The sequence below is a fragment of the Falsiruegeria litorea R37 genome (assembly GCF_900172225.1).
Lineage (GTDB): Bacteria > Pseudomonadota > Alphaproteobacteria > Rhodobacterales > Rhodobacteraceae > Falsiruegeria > Falsiruegeria litorea.
In genome coordinates this window covers 467,443-486,507 of sequence record NZ_FWFO01000001.1, presented here as the reverse complement: position 1 = coordinate 486,507, position 19,065 = coordinate 467,443, and the positions used below count along the sequence as shown (strand labels likewise).

At 57.0% G+C, this 19,065-nt stretch carries 22 protein-coding genes and 1 tRNA gene; 7 read left to right on the top strand and 16 right to left on the bottom strand.

Annotated elements, in window-relative coordinates:
• Window positions 1–177: 177 nt before the first annotated feature.
• Complete coding sequence (locus TRL7639_RS02445; protein WP_085794211.1) at window positions 178–759, bottom strand: PA14 domain-containing protein; 582 nt, start codon at window positions 757–759, stop codon at window positions 178–180.
• Window positions 760–906: 147 nt separating this feature from the next.
• Complete coding sequence (locus tag TRL7639_RS02440; RefSeq protein WP_085794210.1) at window positions 907–1,359, bottom strand: Lrp/AsnC family transcriptional regulator; 453 nt, start codon at window positions 1,357–1,359, stop codon at window positions 907–909.
• 73 nt (window positions 1,360–1,432) lie between these two features.
• On the opposite strand from TRL7639_RS02440, the gene TRL7639_RS02435 reads away from it, so the two are divergent.
• Window positions 1,433–2,026 carry a LysE family translocator gene (locus TRL7639_RS02435; protein ID WP_085794209.1) on the top strand — a complete coding sequence of 198 codons (594 nt, stop codon included), beginning with the start codon at window positions 1,433–1,435 and terminating at the stop codon, window positions 2,024–2,026.
• A 6-nt stretch (window positions 2,027–2,032) separates the two neighbouring features.
• On the opposite strand, the gene TRL7639_RS02430 is transcribed toward TRL7639_RS02435, so the two are convergent.
• The gene (locus TRL7639_RS02430; protein ID WP_085794208.1) at window positions 2,033–2,866 is read right to left on the bottom strand and encodes an AraC family transcriptional regulator; all 834 of its coding nucleotides are present in this window, start codon (window positions 2,864–2,866) and stop codon (window positions 2,033–2,035) included.
• A 125-nt stretch (window positions 2,867–2,991) separates the two neighbouring features.
• Between TRL7639_RS02430 and TRL7639_RS02425 the strand changes: the two genes are divergently transcribed.
• The gene (locus tag TRL7639_RS02425) at window positions 2,992–3,954 is read left to right on the top strand and encodes an acetyl-CoA carboxylase carboxyltransferase subunit alpha (RefSeq protein ID WP_085794207.1); all 963 of its coding nucleotides are present in this window, start codon (window positions 2,992–2,994) and stop codon (window positions 3,952–3,954) included.
• Between the two features lie 240 nt (window positions 3,955–4,194).
• On the opposite strand, the gene TRL7639_RS02420 is transcribed toward TRL7639_RS02425, so the two are convergent.
• The gene (locus tag TRL7639_RS02420) at window positions 4,195–5,457 is read right to left on the bottom strand and encodes a 2-methylserine hydroxymethyltransferase (RefSeq protein WP_085794206.1); all 1,263 of its coding nucleotides are present in this window, start codon (window positions 5,455–5,457) and stop codon (window positions 4,195–4,197) included.
• Between the two features lie 114 nt (window positions 5,458–5,571).
• On the opposite strand from TRL7639_RS02420, the gene TRL7639_RS02415 reads away from it, so the two are divergent.
• Window positions 5,572–6,456, top strand: coding sequence for a LysR substrate-binding domain-containing protein (locus TRL7639_RS02415; RefSeq protein ID WP_085794205.1), 885 nt, complete (start codon window positions 5,572–5,574; stop codon window positions 6,454–6,456).
• A 68-nt stretch (window positions 6,457–6,524) separates the two neighbouring features.
• Here the strand turns inward: TRL7639_RS02415 and TRL7639_RS02410 are convergent, their stop codons facing one another.
• The 6 genes from TRL7639_RS02410 to TRL7639_RS02385 form a co-directional block, all read right to left on the bottom strand.
• The gene (locus tag TRL7639_RS02410; protein ID WP_085794204.1) at window positions 6,525–7,664 is read right to left on the bottom strand and encodes a lytic murein transglycosylase; all 1,140 of its coding nucleotides are present in this window, start codon (window positions 7,662–7,664) and stop codon (window positions 6,525–6,527) included.
• Between the two features lie 42 nt (window positions 7,665–7,706).
• The gene (locus tag TRL7639_RS02405) at window positions 7,707–8,495 is read right to left on the bottom strand and encodes an ABC transporter permease (protein WP_085794203.1); all 789 of its coding nucleotides are present in this window, start codon (window positions 8,493–8,495) and stop codon (window positions 7,707–7,709) included.
• A complete protein-coding gene (locus tag TRL7639_RS02400) occupies window positions 8,488–9,255 on the bottom strand; it encodes an ABC transporter ATP-binding protein (RefSeq protein ID WP_085794202.1) in 768 nt (255 codons plus the stop codon). The genes TRL7639_RS02405 and TRL7639_RS02400 overlap by 8 nt, the downstream gene beginning before the upstream one ends.
• A gap of 7 nt (window positions 9,256–9,262) precedes the next feature.
• Window positions 9,263–10,276: an ABC transporter substrate-binding protein gene (locus TRL7639_RS02395; RefSeq protein WP_085794201.1), complete on the bottom strand. Its 1,014-nt coding sequence runs from the start codon at window positions 10,274–10,276 to the stop codon at window positions 9,263–9,265.
• 73 nt (window positions 10,277–10,349) lie between these two features.
• Entirely contained in the window at window positions 10,350–10,994 is a 645-nt protein-coding gene (locus tag TRL7639_RS02390; protein WP_370808930.1) for a GntR family transcriptional regulator, read from the bottom strand.
• A 36-nt stretch (window positions 10,995–11,030) separates the two neighbouring features.
• On the bottom strand, window positions 11,031–11,717 hold the full coding sequence (locus TRL7639_RS02385; RefSeq protein ID WP_085796215.1) for a M48 family metallopeptidase: 687 nt from the start codon (window positions 11,715–11,717) through the stop codon (window positions 11,031–11,033).
• 97 nt (window positions 11,718–11,814) lie between these two features.
• Here TRL7639_RS02385 and TRL7639_RS02380 point away from each other — a divergent pair, with 97 nt between their 5' ends.
• Together TRL7639_RS02380 and TRL7639_RS02375 are read left to right on the top strand one after the other, a co-directional pair.
• The gene (locus tag TRL7639_RS02380) at window positions 11,815–12,141 is read left to right on the top strand and encodes a TIGR02300 family protein (protein WP_085794200.1); all 327 of its coding nucleotides are present in this window, start codon (window positions 11,815–11,817) and stop codon (window positions 12,139–12,141) included.
• A gap of 161 nt (window positions 12,142–12,302) precedes the next feature.
• Window positions 12,303–12,378 (top strand) — tRNA-Ala (locus tag TRL7639_RS02375).
• 172 nt (window positions 12,379–12,550) lie between these two features.
• On the opposite strand, the gene TRL7639_RS02370 is transcribed toward TRL7639_RS02375, so the two are convergent.
• From TRL7639_RS02370 to TRL7639_RS02350, 5 genes are all read right to left on the bottom strand, one after another.
• Window positions 12,551–12,733: a hypothetical protein gene (locus tag TRL7639_RS02370; RefSeq protein ID WP_085794199.1), complete on the bottom strand. Its 183-nt coding sequence runs from the start codon at window positions 12,731–12,733 to the stop codon at window positions 12,551–12,553.
• A gap of 93 nt (window positions 12,734–12,826) precedes the next feature.
• The gene (locus TRL7639_RS02365) at window positions 12,827–13,285 is read right to left on the bottom strand and encodes a hypothetical protein (RefSeq protein ID WP_085794198.1); all 459 of its coding nucleotides are present in this window, start codon (window positions 13,283–13,285) and stop codon (window positions 12,827–12,829) included.
• On the bottom strand, window positions 13,282–13,656 hold the full coding sequence (locus tag TRL7639_RS22990) for a hypothetical protein (RefSeq protein WP_085794197.1): 375 nt from the start codon (window positions 13,654–13,656) through the stop codon (window positions 13,282–13,284). Before TRL7639_RS22990 ends, TRL7639_RS02365 begins: the two co-directional genes overlap by 4 nt.
• Window positions 13,657–14,037: 381 nt before the next feature.
• Window positions 14,038–14,298, bottom strand: a complete 261-nt coding sequence (locus TRL7639_RS02355) for a SemiSWEET family sugar transporter (protein ID WP_085794196.1) — start codon at window positions 14,296–14,298, stop codon at window positions 14,038–14,040.
• 95 nt (window positions 14,299–14,393) lie between these two features.
• On the bottom strand, window positions 14,394–15,383 hold the full coding sequence (locus tag TRL7639_RS02350; protein WP_133057597.1) for a helix-turn-helix transcriptional regulator: 990 nt from the start codon (window positions 15,381–15,383) through the stop codon (window positions 14,394–14,396).
• Window positions 15,384–15,514: 131 nt separating this feature from the next.
• On the opposite strand from TRL7639_RS02350, the gene TRL7639_RS02345 reads away from it, so the two are divergent.
• On the top strand, window positions 15,515–16,750 hold the full coding sequence (locus TRL7639_RS02345) for an agmatinase family protein (RefSeq protein WP_085796214.1): 1,236 nt from the start codon (window positions 15,515–15,517) through the stop codon (window positions 16,748–16,750).
• A 99-nt stretch (window positions 16,751–16,849) separates the two neighbouring features.
• Window positions 16,850–18,160, top strand: coding sequence for a serine hydrolase domain-containing protein (locus TRL7639_RS02340; RefSeq protein ID WP_085794194.1), 1,311 nt, complete (start codon window positions 16,850–16,852; stop codon window positions 18,158–18,160).
• 37 nt (window positions 18,161–18,197) lie between these two features.
• Here the strand turns inward: TRL7639_RS02340 and TRL7639_RS02335 are convergent, their stop codons facing one another.
• Entirely contained in the window at window positions 18,198–18,884 is a 687-nt protein-coding gene (locus tag TRL7639_RS02335) for a hypothetical protein (protein ID WP_133057596.1), read from the bottom strand.
• Window positions 18,885–19,065 lie beyond the last annotated feature (181 nt).

Sequence of the window (19,065 nt, the reverse complement as noted above, 5' to 3'; positions counted from 1 at the left end):
GTGTGAAGTGATACATGGGACACCTGTCTTGAACTGCGCTTACTCAACTTCAGCTGACGATTGCTTGCAGTCCCGGCAGCGACATCTCGAAATGTCGCGATTGACTAATCCCCAAAAAGAAACGGTCCGCCAAGAATTTGGCAGACCGTAAGAAATTCGTCTTTGAGATTGAGTTGATCAGTGTCCAAACACGCCGTTCTTGACCCACTGCATCTTCTTACCCTTGGCCCCCATGCGCATCATCAGACATGAGGTGTTGAGACGGTTGAAGTAGAGGATATCCAACTTGTACCAGCCTGCCTGCGGCACCTCGACCTCGGACACGATGGTGCTGTCGCAGGTCTGACGCCCGTCGAAATGACCCACGCGCTGACCACCGATGCGGGCGTCGATGCCGTCGTTGGTGAAAAAGTCGATCTCGTAAACTCCAGGCGCGTCAAAGCGGATGTAACCTTTGATCGAGGCCGCGACATTTTCTGCCCGCCCCGAGGTCAGGGTCGGCTCGCCCTTGTTGTTGTCGCGATAGTCCAGCCCACGCAGCGACGCGCCGCGCTTTGCCCCTGACTTCAGGACCGAACGGGCCTCGGACAGGTATTTGATGTGCTGGCCTTCCCTGGCGAACCCATAAGTTACCGACAACCCGGGTTTGACCCCACCAGGCTGTGGGCTGGCGGGTTTCAGTTTCAAAGGCGCGGCTCCGGCTGCTGTCGCGATCACAAACGACAATGCGGCGGCGGCTCCGATCAGAATGGATCTCATTTTGGTCTCCCTGTTGAGAACGTTGCCGTCGGCTTGTGCCGATCTTTTGCAACGGAAATGCTACAAGCTGGACCGAGCCTAGGCGGCAAATTTCATCGCGGCAAGGGTTGGCACGTTCACAATTTCCCCTCGAACAAAACCCAGGGTTCAGGCCCGCAGATCCTTGGGCGAGCCCAAAACCATATAAGATGTGATCGACGTCACATGCGGCAGCATGCCCAGAACCTCTGTGTGAAACAGTTTGTAGGCAGGTAGATCGGCGCATTCGACCCTCAGCAGGTACTCGATCGTGCCGGTCGTGTTGTGGCATTCCACAACTTCGGGCACCTGTTGCAACGCGTTTTCGAATCCTTCTTGCGCCGCCTTGCTGTGCTCACCAAGGCCGACCCCGATGTAGGCCACAATACCAACACCAAGAGCCGTCGTGTTCAATACCGCACGGTAGCCCGAAATCACGCCAGAGCGCTCCAGCTCTTGCACCCGACGCAGGCAGGCCGAGGGCGACAAGCCCACTCGATCCGCAAGCTCCAGGTTGGACATTCGTCCGTCCCGCGACAGCTCACGCAATATATGCTGATTGATCTTGTCTAGTTTCGCCATTTATTGTGCAAATTGCACAAATCTGGCACAAAACGCAATTTCATTTGGCAAGAAATCCGCAAGTCTGCGCGCCATGACACACGACTTGCTCCTTGCTCTTGTTGCCTTCGCCTTTGTATCCTCGATCACGCCGGGCCCCAACAACCTGATGCTGATGGCCTCTGGTGCGAACTTTGGGTTCCGTCGCACGATCCCGCATATGCTGGGTATTGGGCTGGGGTTCACATTCATGGTACTTCTTGTGGGTGCGGGGCTGGTGCAGGTGTTCGACGCATTCCCCGTCAGCTATCAGATCCTCAAAGTCGCTTCGGTCGCCTATCTTCTCTATCTGGCCTGGAAAATCGCAAACGCCGCCCCGGTCGAAGGACAGGAAGGCGCCGGAACACCTATGACATTTCTGCAGGCCGCCGCGTTCCAATGGGTCAACCCAAAAGCCTGGACCATGGCGCTGACCGCGATCACCGCCTACACGCCCAGCCAAGACTTGGGTGCCGTGGTGATCGTTGCTCTGGTTTTTGGCGCGGTGAACCTTCCCTCGGTCAGCACGTGGACCGTGTTGGGGCAACAAATGGCGCGAATTCTGACAAACCCGCGCCGTTTGACGCTGTTCAACTGGACCATGGCCCTGCTGCTGGTGGCCTCTCTCTATCCGGTTTTGTTTCCGTGAACCGAACTATTTGAGCGGCAGGCAGATCTCGGTCAGCAGATCCTCGGGGGCAGTCGTGCGTGGGTTGTTCAGGCTGATCTCATAACACGGCACATCGGCTGGCTCTTCCCCGCTTTCAGGCAGCCATTGGCCAAACAGGGTCTGATAGGCAGCCGCCAGCCCAGAGTACGGACCCTTGTACGTCATGACAGCGGTCCTGCCACCGTCGATCACCCATTCTTCCATCCCGTCGGGGATTCCCTCGCCACGCCATTCGGCCCCTGCCAGACTGGTCAGTTCGGCCTCGGGAACAGCTTCGGGATTGTCCAAATAGACACCGATAACCGGTCCGACCTGCGGCCAGAGCCCGCGCGCCTCGCAGATCGCGCCAAATTTCTCAAAGCTCTGACCAATGGTGTAATAGGCCCCTTTGTGTCTCAGCATGGCCAGTCGGCGTTTGGGTTCGGTTCGAATTTCAGTGGGGTGCATGGGAAAATCCTCTGGATCTGGTTTCGACAATGGGGGGCGCAAACGCCCTGCTTGGCGAAACGGACCAGGGCGCTGACCGAAATCCTCGGCAAAGGCGCGGGCAAAGCTGGCGCTGTTGGGGTAACCGCAGCGGGCCGCCACCTGATCGACAGGCCAATCTTTCTGTATCAACCAGGTTGCCGCCCGGTTCATTCGCATCCGGCGCACGGCTTGGGCGCAGGTTTCACCGGTCATCGCCCGGAATACCCGATGCCAGTGAAACCGCGACATCGCGGCCTCATCCGCCAACCGGTCCAGCGACAAATCACCCGCTGGGTTGTCGTGAATGTAGCTCAGAACCCGCAGCAGGCGGTCTTCGTATCGGCCTGTCATGAGGGCCCTCACTGGTCTGTTTCGCACCTCAATCGATGCCACAATCGCAGATCACAAATCTTGCTGAGTTGCATCTGCGGCAACCTGACGTCATATATCCAGCAAATTCCGCGTTGAGAGGCGTCATGACCCAGTATCTGGATTTCGAAAAACCCCTGGCCGAAATCGAAGGCAAAGCCGAAGAGCTGCGCGCTCTGGCTCGTGCCAATGAAGAGATGGACGTAGCCGAAGAGGCCACCGCCCTGGACGCCAAGGCAGCCTCGCTGCTCGAAGAGCTGTACAAGGATCTGACCCCCTGGCGGAAGTGCCAGGTGGCGCGCCACCCCGAGCGTCCACATTGCAAGGATTACATCGACGCGCTGTTCACCGAATACACACCCTTGGCTGGCGACCGGAACTTTGCCGATGATCATGCGGTGATGGGGGGGTTGGCGCGGTTCAACGATCAGCCTGTTGTGGTGATCGGCCACGAAAAAGGCACGGACACCAAATCCCGGATCGAGCGCAACTTTGGCATGGCTCGGCCAGAAGGCTACCGTAAAGCAATCCGTCTGATGGAGATGGCGGGACGCTTTGGCCTGCCCGTGATCACGCTGGTGGACACACCTGGCGCCTATCCCGGCAAAGGCGCCGAAGAGCGCGGCCAATCCGAGGCGATCGCTCGCTCGACCGAAATGTGCCTGAAGATCGGCGTGCCGCTGGTATCGGTCATCATCGGAGAAGGCGGCTCGGGCGGCGCTGTGGCCTTTGCCACCGCCAACCGCGTGGCCATGCTAGAACATTCAGTCTATTCGGTCATTTCGCCCGAAGGCTGCGCCTCGATCCTGTGGAAAGACGCCGAAAAGATGCGCGAAGCCGCCGAGGCGCTGCGGTTGACGGCGCAGGATCTGCACAAGTTGGGCGTGGCAGACCGTGTGATTGTCGAGCCCAAAGGTGGTGCGCACCGTGACCGCGAGGCAGCCGTTGCATCTGTTGGGCACATGATCGAAGCCATGCTGGGTGAACTTAAGGACATGGACGGCGACGCCCTGGTGGCGGATCGCCGCAAGAAGTTCCTGGACATGGGCTCCAAGGGGCTGGCGGCTTAACCCCTACCCAAAGGCGTTCTGAGACCTCACGCTGTGTCAGTGTGAGAGATACGAAGTGGTGGCAATCCCTGAGGTGACATTGCCGCTGAATTGTCGTTGTCCAGGCATACTGAAACGGGCCCTGACAGGGCGTCTGTCCCCTTATGCCAAAGTATGACGACCCCCAAAGCCCTTTGCGTCGTTCGGGGGCTGCTGCCTTTGCACGATCCTGACCTCGTCGACACAGCGGGTCATTTTTCGTCAGGTTGAGACGGGATACTTCTCGCAGAGCTGCGCAACTTTCGCTTTGCACTGTCCGACAACCTCGTTGCCCAAGTCAGCCGCCGCTGACTCGATCAGATCGGCAATGATCCCACCGAGCACTCTAAAGTCGGGGGCCCCCAACCCGCGGGTTGTCGCTGCTCCCGTCCCGAGCCGCAGGCCGACCCATTCGGGCGGACGAGGGCTATCGTTGGGGATGGCGTTTTTGTTGGCCGTGATGTTGGCCAGTTCCAATATTCTTTCGGCTTGTTTTCCAGTAATCCGCTTTGAACTCACATCCAGCAAGACAATGTGCGTGTCCGTACCACCCGAAACGATCCGGAAGCCGCGCGCCTGCAGCGTTTCGGCCAGCGTTTTTGCATTGATCGAGACCTGTTTCGCGTAGACCTTGAACTCATCAGTCAACGCTTCGCCCAAGCACACGGCCTTGGCCGCCAGCACCTGGGTATGAATCGACCCCTGGACACCTGGGAAAACCGCCGACTGCAGCTTTTTGAACCATTCGGCGTTGTTGGTAAGGATCAGACCGCCACGCGGGCCACGCAGTGTTTTGGTTGTGGTACAAGTCACGATGTCTGCATGGGGGAATGGGCTATCATGCACCCCGCCAGCCACCAGCCCTGCGATATGCGCCATATCAACATGAAGCCACGCCCCAACCAGCCTGGCGATCTGCCCCATGCGTTCGAAATCAATGGCGCGTGGATACGCGGACCCGCCCGCGATGATCAGCTTGGGCCTCACCTCGCGCGCCTGCCGTTCCAACGCATCGTAGTCGATCACCTCGGTTTCCGGATCGACACCATAGTGATGGGGCTCGAACCACCGCCCCGACAAATTGGCCTTGAGCCCGTGGCTCAGGTGGCCACCTGCTGCCAAATCCAGAGACAGCACCCGATCCCCCGGCTTGAGCAACAGAAAAAAGACCGCAAGGTTGGCCTGGCTTCCCGAATGAGGCTGCACATTTGCATAGTCACATCCAAACAGAGCCTTGGCCCGATCAATCGCAGCCTGTTCGACAATATCCACATAGCCTCCGCCACCATGAAAGCGGTTGCCAGGGTACCCTTCGAGCGTTTTGTTTGTCATCTCATGACCGAGTGCATCCAGAACGGCGCGGCTGACGATATTCTCAGAAGCAATAAGCTCGATCTGATCCTGTTGACGCCTTTTTTCTCCGCTCAAAGCGGCAGAGATCAACGGGTCCACCTGCGAGACGGGCGTTCTGAAGTGCGCTGTCATGATTTCAGTCCTTGGTTGGGAAATTCGAATTGGCATCACAATCCGCCATTTCTCGTGGACCAGACAAATCAGTATTGCTAAAAAATTAGCGTAGAAAAACTATGCCAATATGCCATGCCCGTCGCCCCTCCTCGCCCCAAGGGCCCACATCTGAACGCTCTTCGCGCCTTTGAAAGCGCTGCCAGGCTGGGAAGTTTTACCGCTGCAGCCGATGAATTGGGCGTCACTCCCGGGGCTGTGGCACAGCACATCAAGTCTCTTGAAGCCTGGACCAACAGCGATCTTTTCGAACGACGCAGTCGAGGGGTCGAGCTGACCCCGCTTGGAGCAACCCTGCTGCCACAGTTCACCGCAGCCTTCGATGCGTTGGGACAAGCGGTTCAATCATTGCGCGCACAGAGCGCCCCCAACAGCATCCGCATTGCGACCCTGCCTTCCCTGGCCCAACTCTGGCTGTCGGAAAGGTTGGGACGATTGCGCGAACTGGCACCTGACATTTCGGTTTCCGTCGTTGCTCTGGAAACACCTCCTAACCTGACACGCGAGCCGTTTGACGTCGCACTCTTCTTCAAAAGCGGGCCGTTTGAGCATTTTGAAAAACCGCTGTTCCAAGATCGGATTTTTCCGGTTTGCGCGCCTTCTCTGGCCAGACGATTGAACTCGGTTTCCGATCTGGATGGGGAAACTCTGATCCACGACTCAACCTGGACAGGGGATTGGTCAGAGTGGCTGAAACAGGTTCCAGAAGTAGATCGGTCAGGACAGCGCGGCCCAACCCACTCATTGTTCAGCGTGGCGCTGGAGGAAGCCAAGCATGGGGCGGGCATCTTGATGGCACACGAGGCACTGGTTCAGGCGGCACTGATTTCAGGCGAGCTTGTTGCCCCCTTTCCTCAAAGGGTGCAACTTGATCAACATTTGGTCTTGTCGATAGCGCACGGGTTCGAGCGGACCCGGTCTTGCAGTTTGCTGCTGCAAGCATTGCTACCCGCATCCTGAAACCGGGCTCCCCAACGCGGGCTGCCCTGTACGGTCATAGCGCGCAGCGGTCCTGATGTGAGCCGTATTTATCCACGCAATCGCTGCAACAGTGCCGAAGAAGGTTCGCCTGTCACAGTCAAGCCATTGTCTTGCTGATAGTTGCTGATCGCGGCTTTGCTCTTGGATCCAATCACCCCATCTGCTCCGCCGGTGTCATATCCGGCCCTGGTCAGACGCGTTTGCAATTCTTTTCGATCGTTCAACGTCAGCCCGTTTGCATCCGGCCCAAACGGTGTCTTGAGCGGTCCGCCGCCCGCGATCCGGTCAGCCAGGTGGCCGACACCAAGTGCATAACTGTCCGAGTTGTTATAGCGCTTGATCACCGAAAAGTTCTTGAACACCGCAAACTGAGGCCCCGGCTTTTGTGGCTGGATGATCGACACAGGCGTCGCTGACCGCGCGGCGGCCGAACCGACCTCTCCACCCCAGGTCTGCCCGCGCACCCAGCCTGAGCGCTGCAAATAGGCCGCTGCCGACGCCAGTGCATCTGTGGGATCGTCCGACCAGATGTCGCGCCGACCATCGCCGGTAAAATCCACCGCATAAGCCAGGTAAGACGTCGGAATGAACTGTGTGTGCCCCATTGCGCCGGCCCAGCTTCCGGTCATGTTGGCAGGCGTGGTGTCCCCGTTCTGCAGAATCTTGAGCGCCGCCACGAGCTGCTTTTCAAAGAACTCACCCCGCCGCCCGTCATAAGCCAGCGTCGACAATGCCGAGATTACCGGGATGTCACCACGCCGCGCACCATAGCGGCTTTCCAGCCCCCAAATCGCCACAACGATCTGTGGCGGCACGCCATAGCGTCCCTCAAGTTGCGTCAGCAGAGTGCGATACCGCCTCAGCATGTCTTTCCCGGTCGCGATCCGCTCGTCCGAGGCAGCAATCGCAAGATAGTCCTCAAGCGTGCGTTTGAATTCTGTCTGGTTGCGATCGCGTTCGATCACAACCGGCAGATAGCCCGCCCCGCGAAAGGCGGTGTTGATCGTGGATTGGGAAATCCCCTGCGCTGTCGCGCGCGCCTTGAACCCATCCACCCAGGCATCCCAGCCCGCATTGGGCACCGGTTGCACACGCGGATTGGTCCCGGGAGTCGCGACATTGTTCGACCCACAGGCCGACAGCATCAGGGCACCAACACCAAGAGAGAAAAACCTGCGATCCATCATGACAAATACCTGCTCATTTGTTTTGCAGGCAGGATACCGCGATCAGCTACGCCAAGCCAGCAGGCGTTTTTCCAAATTGCCGATGATCCAGCTGGTTAGGACCCCCAACGCCGACAGAATGACCACACCGGCAAAAAGCCGCTCAAGATCATAGAGCGATCCGGCTTGCAGGATGTAAGCACCCACCCCGTATTCCGCTCCCAGCATCTCAGCAGCGACCAACAGGATGATTCCGATGGCCAGGCTGACGCGTAGCCCCGACAGGATGCCGGGTAGCGCGCCGGGCAGAACGATCTTGCGCACAATGGAGAACCAACCAAGGCCAAAGCTCTGGCCCATGCGGATCAGCCCTCGGTCTACATTGTCGACCGCGCCGTAGGTGGCAACAATTGTTGGGGTGAAGGTCCCAAGAGCAATGAGGGCGTATTTTGACCCCTCATCGATGCCGAACCAGATCACAAAAAGCGGCAACAGCGCGATCTTGGGGATCGGAAAGATGGCAGCCACAACCGGAACCAGCCCGGCCCGGACATAAGAGAACAGGCCAATCAGCACCCCAATGCCAATGCCTGCCGAAACGCCAAGCAAAGACCCCACGATCAACCGGGTCAGCGACGGCCCCAAATGGGTCCAAAGGACCCCCGACCGGGCCAAATCCAAAAGTGTGGTGCCCACGTCCGACGGGCGCGGCAGGGTCAGGTTCGAAATCCACCCCTCCCGCGTTCCCCATTCGATAAAGAGCAGCAGAACTACGAAGACCACCACGCCCACGCCGCGCTTGGACTGGGGTCGAAAACCACCGCCACGAAAGGGGACGCTCTGCTCAGCCATGCACCAACTCCTGATCCGCAGCCAAAGCCTCATCCCGCATAAGATGCCACAAGCGCGTTTGTAACGCGTCCAACTCGGGCAGGCCGGGGGTGCGCTCGGACAGTGGCACGTCAATCCGGATTACCTCGCGAATGCGGCCCGGGCGGCGGGACAGGACCGCAATCTGATGCCCAAGGCGCACCGCCTCGGCCAGATTGTGGGTCACGTAGACGGCCGTGAACGGTTGGCGGGCCCAAAGGCTCACCAGATCCTCCATCAGCAATTCGCGCGTCTGCGCATCAAGCGCCGACAGTGGTTCGTCCAACAGCATGACCGCCGGGTTCACCGCCAATGCGCGCGCAATCGCAACCCGCTGTTTCATGCCGCCCGACAGTTGCCGAGGCAGAGCATCGTGAAAATCGCTCAGCTTGGTGCGGGCCAAAACGCTATCGATGATCTGCTCGACTTGAGGGCGGGCCAGCCCATGATCTTCAAGCACCAGCGAGATATTCCCCGCCACCGTCCGCCACGGTAGCAAAGCAAAGTCCTGAAACACGAAGGTCAGCGGGTTGAGGCACCCTTCGGGCGCCTCTCCCCCTTGCAAAACCTGCCCCTGGTCTGGCTGCTCCAACCCGCCCAGCATCCGCAGCAAGGTGGACTTGCCACAGCCAGACGGGCCGATCACACACAGGATCTCGCCCGCAGGAATGCGCAGCGACACGTCATCCAGCACCAGCATGTCGCCATAGCGGTGCGTCAGGTGATCCAGCGTCAGGTCCATTTTGGCGTCAGATCGTCGGCGCGTAGGACGGATCGACCAGCGTTTCCGAGGTGATACCCTCTTTGATCAACCCTTCGGCCTTGAACCAATCCAGCTGATCCTGAACCGAACTCATATTCAGCCCAGCGTTCTTGTTGATCCGCATTGCGCCGTTGCGAATGGACTTTTCAGCCTTTTCAAACGGCCGATCCGCATAGACGTATTTGTGGATCAACTGGACCATCTCGGTCGCGGCATCATCGCCCGCGCTCTTGTCGACCAGAGCGGCGTTGAAATCATCCGCACCGCGCGAAAAGGCCCGCAAAAAGGCTTCGGTCTGACTGCGTTCATTTTCGGCGTTGTTGGCCGAGGTAAAGACGGTGGTGACCTGGTAGTTCGGAATGTAGTCGGCCACGTTGCCGATGATCTTGACGGCTCCGGCCCCAGCCAGCCCCTTGGCGATATGCGGCACGATCGACCAGGCGTCTACCTGCCCCGACTTCATCGCGCCGATAATGGCGCCAACTTTCTGCAGCGGCTTGAATTTGACCGATACCCCCTCGGCGGCGGCGATCTTGGACCCCATGTAGTGGAACGACGATCCCGCCTGCGTCACGGCATAATTCTTGCCCGCCAGAGCGGCTGGGCTGGTCAGGCCAGCCTCATAGGCCGCATTTGACGCCAGGATCTTTTGCCCGTCGATGCCTTTTTCCTCGCTCAGCGCGCCACCGATCACTTTGGCCGCACCCTTTTCAGCAAGGCTCACCAGTCCGCCCGAAATTGCGGTTACAGCATAATCAGCATCGCCCGAAGCAATTGCGACGGCCATTGGCTGGGCCGCCTGAAAGAACTTGAACTCGACGTCCAGCCCCTCGTCCGCGAAGTACCCGCGCTCGAACGCCACAAATGACGCCGCATGGCTGGTGAATCGCAAGGCACCAACTGTCATCTTGGTATTTGCCAGAGCCGGCGCCCCCAGCATCGGCAAGGTGGCTGCACCACCCAAAAGGCCCATAGCACCACGGCGTGAAAAATTGGTCATGATCACTCTCCCCTGAAAATTCCGTCTCACTTTAAGACTTTGTGGAATCTCTGCGCAATCCCACAAACGCGCCTCACGTCACTAGCAACCGCAGGCCCTGCGTCACGTCCGAGCGGACGGCCAGGCGCAGCCCCGGTTCATCTCCTGCCTTGAGTGCGGCAATGATCAGCTTGTGACCCTGTGGCGGATCGGTCCGGCGCAATCGACCATAAAGCGCCCGCATCGTTGGCCCCAGTTGCAGCCAGACGGTTTCAGCCATGGCCAGCATCGCCGGCGCCTGCGCCCGCAGATAAAGCGTGCGGTGAAATTCCAGGTTGGCGCGAATGTATCCCACCGCGTCGCGTTTCGTGACCATCTCGGCCACGTTCATGTTGATGGTCTGCAACCGGTCGATCAGCGCGATATGGGCCCGTGGCAAGGCGCGGCTGGCCAGTTCGACCTCAAGCAGGGCGCGCAATGCAGCCAATTCCTCGATCCGGTCGTTGGTCAACTCTGGTGTCGACACCCGGCCCGAGGCGGACAAGAACAGCGCGCCCTCGGCTACCAGACGCCGCACAGCCTCGCGTGCAGGCGTCATGGACACCTCGAATTCGGACCCGATCCCGCGCAGGGTCATGGCCTGCCCTGGCGCGATCTCTCCGTGCATGATCCGGGTGCGCAGCACGCGGTACACGCGATCATGGGCGGAAGCGGTCTGTTCTGTCGTGCGGGCGTTCATCATGGTGACCATATGTGATCACAAATCCCGAATGGGTCAACCGTCGAACCGATAGCGATGCAAGGACGCACCTTCGTCCCGCAACCATTGTCTCTGCTCTCGGTAAGGCCCGTGAATCTCTTCGACCAAATTCCAAAAAGCCTGTGAATGGTTCATCTCGACCAGATGTGCCACTTCATGCGCGGCCACATATTGCAGGATCGGCGGCGGTGCCAAGATCAGCCGCCAAGAATACATCAACCCGCCCTGCGCGCTGCACGATCCCCAACGAGAGCGCGTATCCCGGATCGAAAGCCGCGCATAGGACTGACCCAATCGCGCACTATAGAGATCCGAAGCCGCCGCCAACCGGTCACGCGCCAGCTCCTTGAGGAACCGTTCCAACCGACGTGGTGCGGAGTTTCCGGGCACCGCAAGGGTCTGCTCGCTTAGAACCACGTTGCGCCCTGTTCCCACCTCAACATGGCGCGCAACACCTTCCACCGGCAGGGTTGAACCAATGTCCACCATCTCGTTCGATTGCCGCGCATCCAGATGGGATCTGATCCAATCCTCTTTCTCGGCAGCAAACTCCAGCGCGTGGCGTTCCGGCACCCCGTTGGGCATGGTCAACGTCACCCGACCATCAAGTTGAGAGATCCGCAAACTGATCCGTCGCGCGCGGGCAGACCGACGCACCGTCAGCGGTACAGGCGGATGTCCAGGCAGGTGATGATCGGCCATGCGGGCTCCCATTTGCTCAAAGGCTTTGACAGTGCCCACGTCATGTGGCACGTGACCTGAATCATCGACGACTCACCTGATATCAAGGGGATTTCACATGCCCAAGGAAGAATGGGGCGTAAAGCGCGTTTGCCCGACCACCGGCAAACGGTTTTATGACCTGAACAAAGATCCGATTGTCAGCCCCTACACGGGCGAAATCGTAGAACTGGACACCGGCAAAAGCCGGATGATCGCAGCGGATGCCGAAGATGCGGCAAACCTGAAGAACAAACAGTCGATGGACGCAGAAGACGTCGTTCTGGATGATGACGACGATGTCGATGTCGATCTGGGCGATGATGTTCTGGACGACGATGACGACGAGGACAACGTATCCTTGGACGAAATCGCCGACGTCTCGTCTGAAGATGAAGACTCGTGAATGACTGATGGGCCGGGAAATTTCCCGGCCTTTTCATTTGCAGCATCGCCTGTTCACAAGGCCGAGCCGAGCCCCAAAAATTTTTGGATCAACTGTGTTTTTGGACTTGCGCTCGGGCCTGTCCTTTCATAAACGTCCGTCCACCGCAGCAGCGGTGGCAAGGGGCCTTAGCTCAGTTGGGAGAGCGCTTGCATGGCATGCAAGAGGTCAGGGGTTCGACTCCCCTAGGCTCCACCAAAATCCCACTATATCTATATGATATTTCTAGATAAATCCAAATTGGATTTTTGCAAGGGCACCAAATCGGGTACCATCTGAAGACAAAGCGGGCCGGTGTGCCGGGGTTCGGGCGAGGTGCCACGGATAACGGCTGAAAGCGCACGCTCCACCCGAATCGTCAGCCACCTGATCACCCAGCCAGCATATCCGCATATCTCTGACGTTCAGCCTGCACGCGCGCCACATCCTTACGTATATCCGCAAGTTCGTCATCGCAGGACTGGATCAGGCCCCGTAGTTGATCCGGGGAAAGCTGGCACTGGTCCGCTGTCTTCAAGTTGATGTCTGCGTCGTGTGTGCTGGGCATGTCCATGTTAGTTCTCCGCTGTTTGCTGCAAGTAACAATATACCGCCCAGCGCGAAAAGAGAGACCGGGGTTGGCGCAGCCCGGTCTCTTATTGCTCTGTCATACCGTTGTTGCAGCTATTACCTCAGTTGCCCTTTCCGCAATCTCCGGGATTACATGAGGCAAGTAATCATCGTTTTGGTCGTGTTGATGCTGATCCGCCAGATCGCCCATCATGTTGCGGGCGACCCACGTGCCGACCAATGTCAAAGCAGAATCAATGTCACCTACCTGAACTGCATTCGACAACTCAATTTGATGGTAGCTACGGGCACGCTCCCATGCGATCCCGTCAGGGAAGCCATTGAAGGGTGGAGGCGTCAGTTCTGTCGGCTCAATCCCACGCAGCAAATCGAAGCTCTGGCGCGCGACGGCGATGATCTTCGCCACATCTCTGCCCCACCCATCATGAACGCCAAGGGGGTGCCAGCCGCCCAGCGCGTTGAGTATCATCGCCTCCGCCGCGTCAACCCGCTCACCCGCGTTCAAATTGCCTGCTGCCCTTGCTGTGTCAGTCATAAAGGTCGGGGAGGTATCTCTGTCGTCGGGGTAAGCAATGCTCCCCTCGGCCACCCAATCAGGCACCGGAACATAGAGTTGGCCGCCTTGTATGATGGCACGTGCTTTCCCCCACTGATCACGAGGCACTCATCATCGGCAACCGCAGCAGCGTTGGAGTTGGCTCCGATGGTATAGCCTTTCCCGTTGTTCAGGTTGCCCGCCAAGCGGTTGCTAGGATTCATCCCAGCGAAGACTTGTTTCACTTCGTCGACATCGTATTTCCCGTGCGCGTCACGTGAAAACCAGCCCTCAGATTCCAAGGTCCGTATTCTGCGGGGCGTGACGCCCACCAGTGCGGCCACCTCCGTTTGATTCACTGTTACTGTCATGCGTTACCTCAATGTTGCCGTTTGTGATCCTTTCAATATGGAGGCGGGAGCAATTAATTTTATCTCAATTTCGATAGCTTAACCAAATTTTACGCCACATTAAGAGATTGAGAACACTGGGGCGACGGCTCGTCACATCATGCTGTCCGCGACCGGCCGCGAAACCGCCAATTGACCCGAGGCATAGTTTACACCTCACGCCCGCCCCCTGTTCAAGGTGGGCATGGGGAAACTGCGCGAGCGGCGGGAAGTGTGAATTCGCCGCACCTGCTCGGACATTGAGACAATTTTGGAAAAGCCGCCATTCGCGGTATGGAAAGCCCAGGCATCCACACCGTACACGTCATCAGGGTCGGCAATACGTAGAAAGCTGCCACATGATTATGCCATTGACCGGTCGAATTGATACTTCATCACCATCGCACAAATAATGCTGGCGACAAACACGCCGTTCATTATCAAGACTGGAGTAAGCCCGAGAAAAAACGCATAAGCTTCATAGAATGCTCCGCTCAGACCTGAAGCCGCGAGAGTCCCCCAAGACAGATCAGTCATCGAACGAGTTCGCATGGATTTGAAGATCTGCGGGAGAAAGCTGATCATCAGGAAAACGCCGCCTAAATAGCCAAGCAGATCAACCATACAACACCTCACAAGTTTTTTTGTGGAACCAAGCAATCAACTTGCTCTTTTGCCAACGACGAATGGATAGGTGTGAACACGTCGGCCCCCTTGGATCAGTTGCTTTCCAATGTTTGACTGGGGAGTTCGCCATACATCCGACGATAGTACTGGGCAAATCTGCCCAGGTCGTTGAACCCATTTCGAATTGCAATTTGCTTGATCAGAATTCCGTCAAGGTCTGGTTGAAGGATCTCCGAGCGGACGCACTGCAAACGTTGTTGCAACATGTAACGACCAGGGCTGATCCCAAGTTCCTGTCGAAATGCAAGGTCTAGAACCCGCAAGCTGACCCCAAGAGTTGATGCCAGAGCACTTGCTCCGATCCGATCAGACGAGTGATTTGCCAGCCGAACAGCCCGTTGAACCAGGTCAAAACTAGCCACTGGTCGAGTTTTTGGTTGTTGCATTGCGCTGGCTTCATCCAGTGCTGTGCCAAGAAGACACAATATCTCGCCCTGAAGCGCTAGATCGTCAAACAACAATTCAATTCGGTCAGACAACATCAGCTCAAACAGGAGCATGCGCAATTGTCGACCGGCTTGCATCAACGGGACGACGGCGTTGCTACTGGAACTTACCAGTCCCCTAGTTTTGCACGGTAAGGCGTTATACCGGTCAAAAAGGTCTGTTTGTGCCGTCAGCATCACCATGCTCAAGTTGTGTGGAGTGCGTGCGAAATGATCGCGATCCGAAGTTGTAACCAGCATGTCGTCAGGTCCAACTTCGTGCCCGCACCAGGCTCCGGGCATCATGCTTGGATGATAGAATGCTACAGTCGTTTTGCCCTTTTCAATTAGCCAATCCGAGACGCCTCCATGGGTTTCCTGGTTGAACAGAAGTTCCACGTCCGGCAGGCAGCGCGTCTTCACAATCGAAGTTGTCGGACCCGTATCAACTTGGACTGTTTCCAAATCCCATCCTCCAAAAGCGGACGCTGTTTGGCCAAAGTCTGCAAATTCTTGATATGTTACGCTCATGCCAACTGGCGGCGAACAACCGCGAAGTGCGCTATTTTTGGAAGTTGGATCGGCAGCGTCATCCACATCCTCATCGACGTCAAATTTTCCGAAACTGCATACTCATTTTTCGAGACCGGTGAACCAAGTCAGATAACATTGTCGTGCAACGTGACAAGTTTGCGGCAAGCCGCAATCCCGGTCAACAGGAGTTATTGATGTTTGAAAACACGTACAAATTCTACGCTGCTGCCATCGGGCTGGTCGGGATCGTGGCGGCATCTTCAGGTTTTGCTGAAGGCAAAAAAACCATCGAGCCAACAATCCCGATGGATACGTCTGACCCCAGTTACGAGCTGTGGAAAACGCCGCGAGACGACCTGGGCAATGGCCGTGAAGCGGGCCCCATAAATGTTCAGCGTTATCCGGGTGGATTGGGGTTCGCTGGTATTCCTACGTTTTTCAAACAGCCGCTTGCGTTCACAACAGAGGATTTGGTTGCCGGTGATGTAGATGTCGCCGTCATTGCTGCTTACAACGATATGGGAGGTGGCGTACGCGGCGCAGCCCTTGGGCCGATGGCGATACGTGCCCTGCCAGGACCAATGGCATGGGGCGTCATGCGCGCCGAACACATGCATACAATGGTCAACCCATTTGAGGTGCTGAACGTTGTAGACTATGGCGACGCCCCCAATGACCCGTGGAGCACCCACCGGACGATGGACGCAGTGCGAGAGTTCTTGGCACCTGTGGTCGCAACCAAGAACCAGCGAGGTGAAAACATCATTCCCGTTATCGTGGGTGGTGACCATTCGCTGATGTATTCCAACGTTGCAGCGCTGTCTGATGTTTACGGCAAGGGTAACGTCGGTGTGGTCCATTTCGATGCGCACTATGATGCGGGCAAGAACGTTTTTGGCCATTTGATCAGTCACTCACAGCCGATTTACCGCCTGATCGATGAAGGTCATGTTCCGGGCAAAAATTACATTCAGGTTGGCCTGCGTGGATACTACCCCTCAAAAAGCTCATTCGAGTGGATGCGCGAACAAGGGTTTCGCTATCACACAATGGGCGAGGTCGAATTGCGCGGCTGGGAACCCGTTATGGAAGACGTGCTCAAGGAAGCCAATGATGGCCCCGAATACATGTACATCTCGTTTGATGTTGACGTGCTGGACCCCGCCTACATACCCGGAACGGGAACCCCCGAACCCAATGGCCTGACACCTCGGGAAGTGTTTCCATTGATCCGCCGTCTGTGCGCAGAATCCAATGTGGTCGGGTTTGAATTGGTAGAATTGGCACCAGAACGGGGGCACGGGTACGAATCTGTGTTGACGTCTGAACGGATCATTCGCGAATGCCTTGTTGGGATCGCTCTGCGCAAATCGGGCATTGACGAGAAAGACTATCGTTCGCCTTTGACTGTAGATGACGGACGAGACTGAACGGTAACTGATCGCGCAGACCAACCGCCACACAGTGGTTGGCCTGAAGTGCGCAATTTCTGTGAAACCCAGTTTCGCCCAATACCAGGAGCAAGCTTCATGCCTGTCAAACGCATGTCATTTTGGCTAACAGCGGTCATTGTCAGCACTGTTGCGGCGCTTGGTAGTGTGGCGATTGCGCAAGACAATATGGTTGACGGTCGCCCGATGACCGCAGCGGAAATGGAGATCATGACGGGCACCGCGTCGTCCAAAACGATTGATATTGCGGCTTGGGACAAAGGCCCCGATAATCGCTGGGCCTTTCAGCACATCAGCGAGTTCCTGCATGTTGCCAATATCAGTCGAGGCTCAGGAGCGGTGGCGCCGCTTGGCCGGGATCTTGTGGATTTGTCGGGTGTTCAGTTTGAGGGATTGGACGGAAACCCGATGTCCGTCTCGGACATGCTTGTACAAACTTACACTGATGGGTTTATCGTCCTGAACGATGGGCAGATTGTCTATGAAAAATACTTCAACGGCATGAAACCTGACACGCGACACCTTTTGATGTCCGTGTCAAAATCGGTGACTGGCACGCTTGCTGGCATTCTGGTGCAGGATGGCCGATTGAATCCGATTTCTCCCATTACCGATTATCTACCAGAGCTAGAAGGCGCGCCCGGATTTGGCGATGTGACGGTTCGTCAAATTCTGGATATGACAACGGCGATCAAATTCAGCGAAGACTATGCCGACCCCAACTCTGAAGTTGTGGCACATGAGGCGGCAACTGCTTGGCGGGGGGAAAACGCTCCGGGCGCATTGGATGGTATTCTGTCTTTTGCCGGAACAATCAAAAAGGATGACACACGCCCTCATGGCGAAGTCTTTCACTATGCGTCCATAAACACGGATGTTCTGGGGCTGCTGATCGAACGTGCCTCGGGGCGACGTTTTGCCGATTTCATGAGCGATGCGATCTGGTCGAAGTTGGGGGTGGAACATGATGGCCATATCACTGTCGACTATCACGGGGCCGTGGCCGCAAACGGGGGCTTTGTTCTGACACTGCGTGATCTGGCTCGGTTTGGGCAGATGGTCCTGGACGATGGATTTGCAAATGGACGCCAGATCGTTCCATCTGGTTGGGTGGACGATATCCGGTTCAACGGGAATAATTCAGCTTGGCAACCAACATCTTATGTCAAATTCTGGCCAGATGGATATTATCGCAACCAATGGTACGTCACCAAAGACGACAACGGGTCGTTTTTCGCGGTTGGCGTGAACGGCCAACATATCTGGATCAACCCGACAACCCGCACCGTTGTCGTCAAATTTTCGTCTCTGCCAGTCAGCGCAGACAAAGAAAACATTGTGCTGGGGTGGTCGGCAATGGATGCGATTTCCCGCTCTCTCGCTGACTAGTTTACAAGACCAGGCTTTCCCGCAACCGCCCACCCTCCTAGAAGAAGAAAGACAGGCCAAATTTGAACTGCCTGTCAGGGCCTCCTGTAGGGGATCTGTTGACCGTGTAATATCCAACATTCACGTCGACGGCAGTGCCGGACTCTTCGTTCGTGACAATTGTACGCCCTACCATCAGGCCCAAGGGAACCTGCCAGGCCTCATCGTTGTTGGGCGCTTTCCAATTGTAGGACACCACATTGTTGTACCCAATGTACCACCCGCTACCGAGACCGTAGTTCACAATCGGCTGCAAGATCGTGGTGCTGTAATTGTTCTCTCCCCACATATGGGCCAAAACCGCACCCCAAGAGAGATCACCTGATTGCCCGAACACCACGGCCGCTGGACCAGCACCCCAGCCGGGACCTTCTAAAGAGGCTTTCGTGTGTGTCGGCAAAGAAACCTGTGCCCCAAAACCATACGCAATGTTGCCGGTTGCAGTGGGCGCATAAAATGCTTGAACCGTTGAATCGCCGATGCCCCATTCAAGATCGGTGTTAGGCGTAGGGCCCGAAATACCCGGTGGAAGGGCCGCACCGGGCTGAACCCCTTGAATCGGAATGATTCCGCGAAGGACCAAATTCGCCCCCTCCAATGGAACTGCGTAAACCGGCTGTAGCTGGAAATTGTAGCTGTCTTCGTTGTTCGTGCCGGTTTTGAAGGAGACTGTGTTGTCGGTCATTATCGCGCGGACATCTGCAAGCGGGTTCGCCGCCTTTCGCGCAGCCTGACAAGACGCATCACAATTTGCGTCAGCATATGCCGCCATCGAGCTGACAGACAGAAAAGCGCTGGCAACCGTGGGTTTGAAAATATGTCTCATCTTGCTCTCCAGGGTATCAGGTAAGAAGGCGGTTCTTTTT

Coding starts and splice junctions, on each gene's coding strand:
- TRL7639_RS02370 (WP_085794199.1), bottom strand. CDS start 12,733: ATGGACATGCCCAGCACACACGACGCAGACATCAACTTGAAGACAGCG.
- TRL7639_RS02430 (WP_085794208.1), bottom strand. CDS start 2,866: ATGACAGGCCGATACGAAGACCGCCTGCTGCGGGTTCTGAGCTACATT.
- TRL7639_RS02415 (WP_085794205.1), top strand. CDS start 5,572: ATGCCCGTCGCCCCTCCTCGCCCCAAGGGCCCACATCTGAACGCTCTT.
- TRL7639_RS02395 (WP_085794201.1), bottom strand. CDS start 10,276: ATGACCAATTTTTCACGCCGTGGTGCTATGGGCCTTTTGGGTGGTGCA.
- TRL7639_RS02425 (WP_085794207.1), top strand. CDS start 2,992: ATGACCCAGTATCTGGATTTCGAAAAACCCCTGGCCGAAATCGAAGGC.
- TRL7639_RS02345 (WP_085796214.1), top strand. CDS start 15,515: ATGTTTGAAAACACGTACAAATTCTACGCTGCTGCCATCGGGCTGGTC.
- TRL7639_RS02355 (WP_085794196.1), bottom strand. CDS start 14,298: ATGGTTGATCTGCTTGGCTATTTAGGCGGCGTTTTCCTGATGATCAGC.
- TRL7639_RS02420 (WP_085794206.1), bottom strand. CDS start 5,457: ATGACAGCGCACTTCAGAACGCCCGTCTCGCAGGTGGACCCGTTGATC.
- TRL7639_RS02390 (WP_370808930.1), bottom strand. CDS start 10,994: ATGAACGCCCGCACGACAGAACAGACCGCTTCCGCCCATGATCGCGTG.
- TRL7639_RS02380 (WP_085794200.1), top strand. CDS start 11,815: ATGCCCAAGGAAGAATGGGGCGTAAAGCGCGTTTGCCCGACCACCGGC.
- TRL7639_RS22990 (WP_085794197.1), bottom strand. CDS start 13,656: ATGACAGTAACAGTGAATCAAACGGAGGTGGCCGCACTGGTGGGCGTC.
- TRL7639_RS02400 (WP_085794202.1), bottom strand. CDS start 9,255: ATGGACCTGACGCTGGATCACCTGACGCACCGCTATGGCGACATGCTG.
- TRL7639_RS02440 (WP_085794210.1), bottom strand. CDS start 1,359: ATGGCGAAACTAGACAAGATCAATCAGCATATATTGCGTGAGCTGTCG.
- TRL7639_RS02435 (WP_085794209.1), top strand. CDS start 1,433: ATGACACACGACTTGCTCCTTGCTCTTGTTGCCTTCGCCTTTGTATCC.
- TRL7639_RS02365 (WP_085794198.1), bottom strand. CDS start 13,285: ATGACTGACACAGCAAGGGCAGCAGGCAATTTGAACGCGGGTGAGCGG.
- TRL7639_RS02405 (WP_085794203.1), bottom strand. CDS start 8,495: ATGGCTGAGCAGAGCGTCCCCTTTCGTGGCGGTGGTTTTCGACCCCAG.
- TRL7639_RS02445 (WP_085794211.1), bottom strand. CDS start 759: ATGAGATCCATTCTGATCGGAGCCGCCGCCGCATTGTCGTTTGTGATC.
- TRL7639_RS02340 (WP_085794194.1), top strand. CDS start 16,850: ATGCCTGTCAAACGCATGTCATTTTGGCTAACAGCGGTCATTGTCAGC.
- TRL7639_RS02385 (WP_085796215.1), bottom strand. CDS start 11,717: ATGGCCGATCATCACCTGCCTGGACATCCGCCTGTACCGCTGACGGTG.
- TRL7639_RS02335 (WP_133057596.1), bottom strand. CDS start 18,884: ATGACCGACAACACAGTCTCCTTCAAAACCGGCACGAACAACGAAGAC.
- TRL7639_RS02410 (WP_085794204.1), bottom strand. CDS start 7,664: ATGATGGATCGCAGGTTTTTCTCTCTTGGTGTTGGTGCCCTGATGCTG.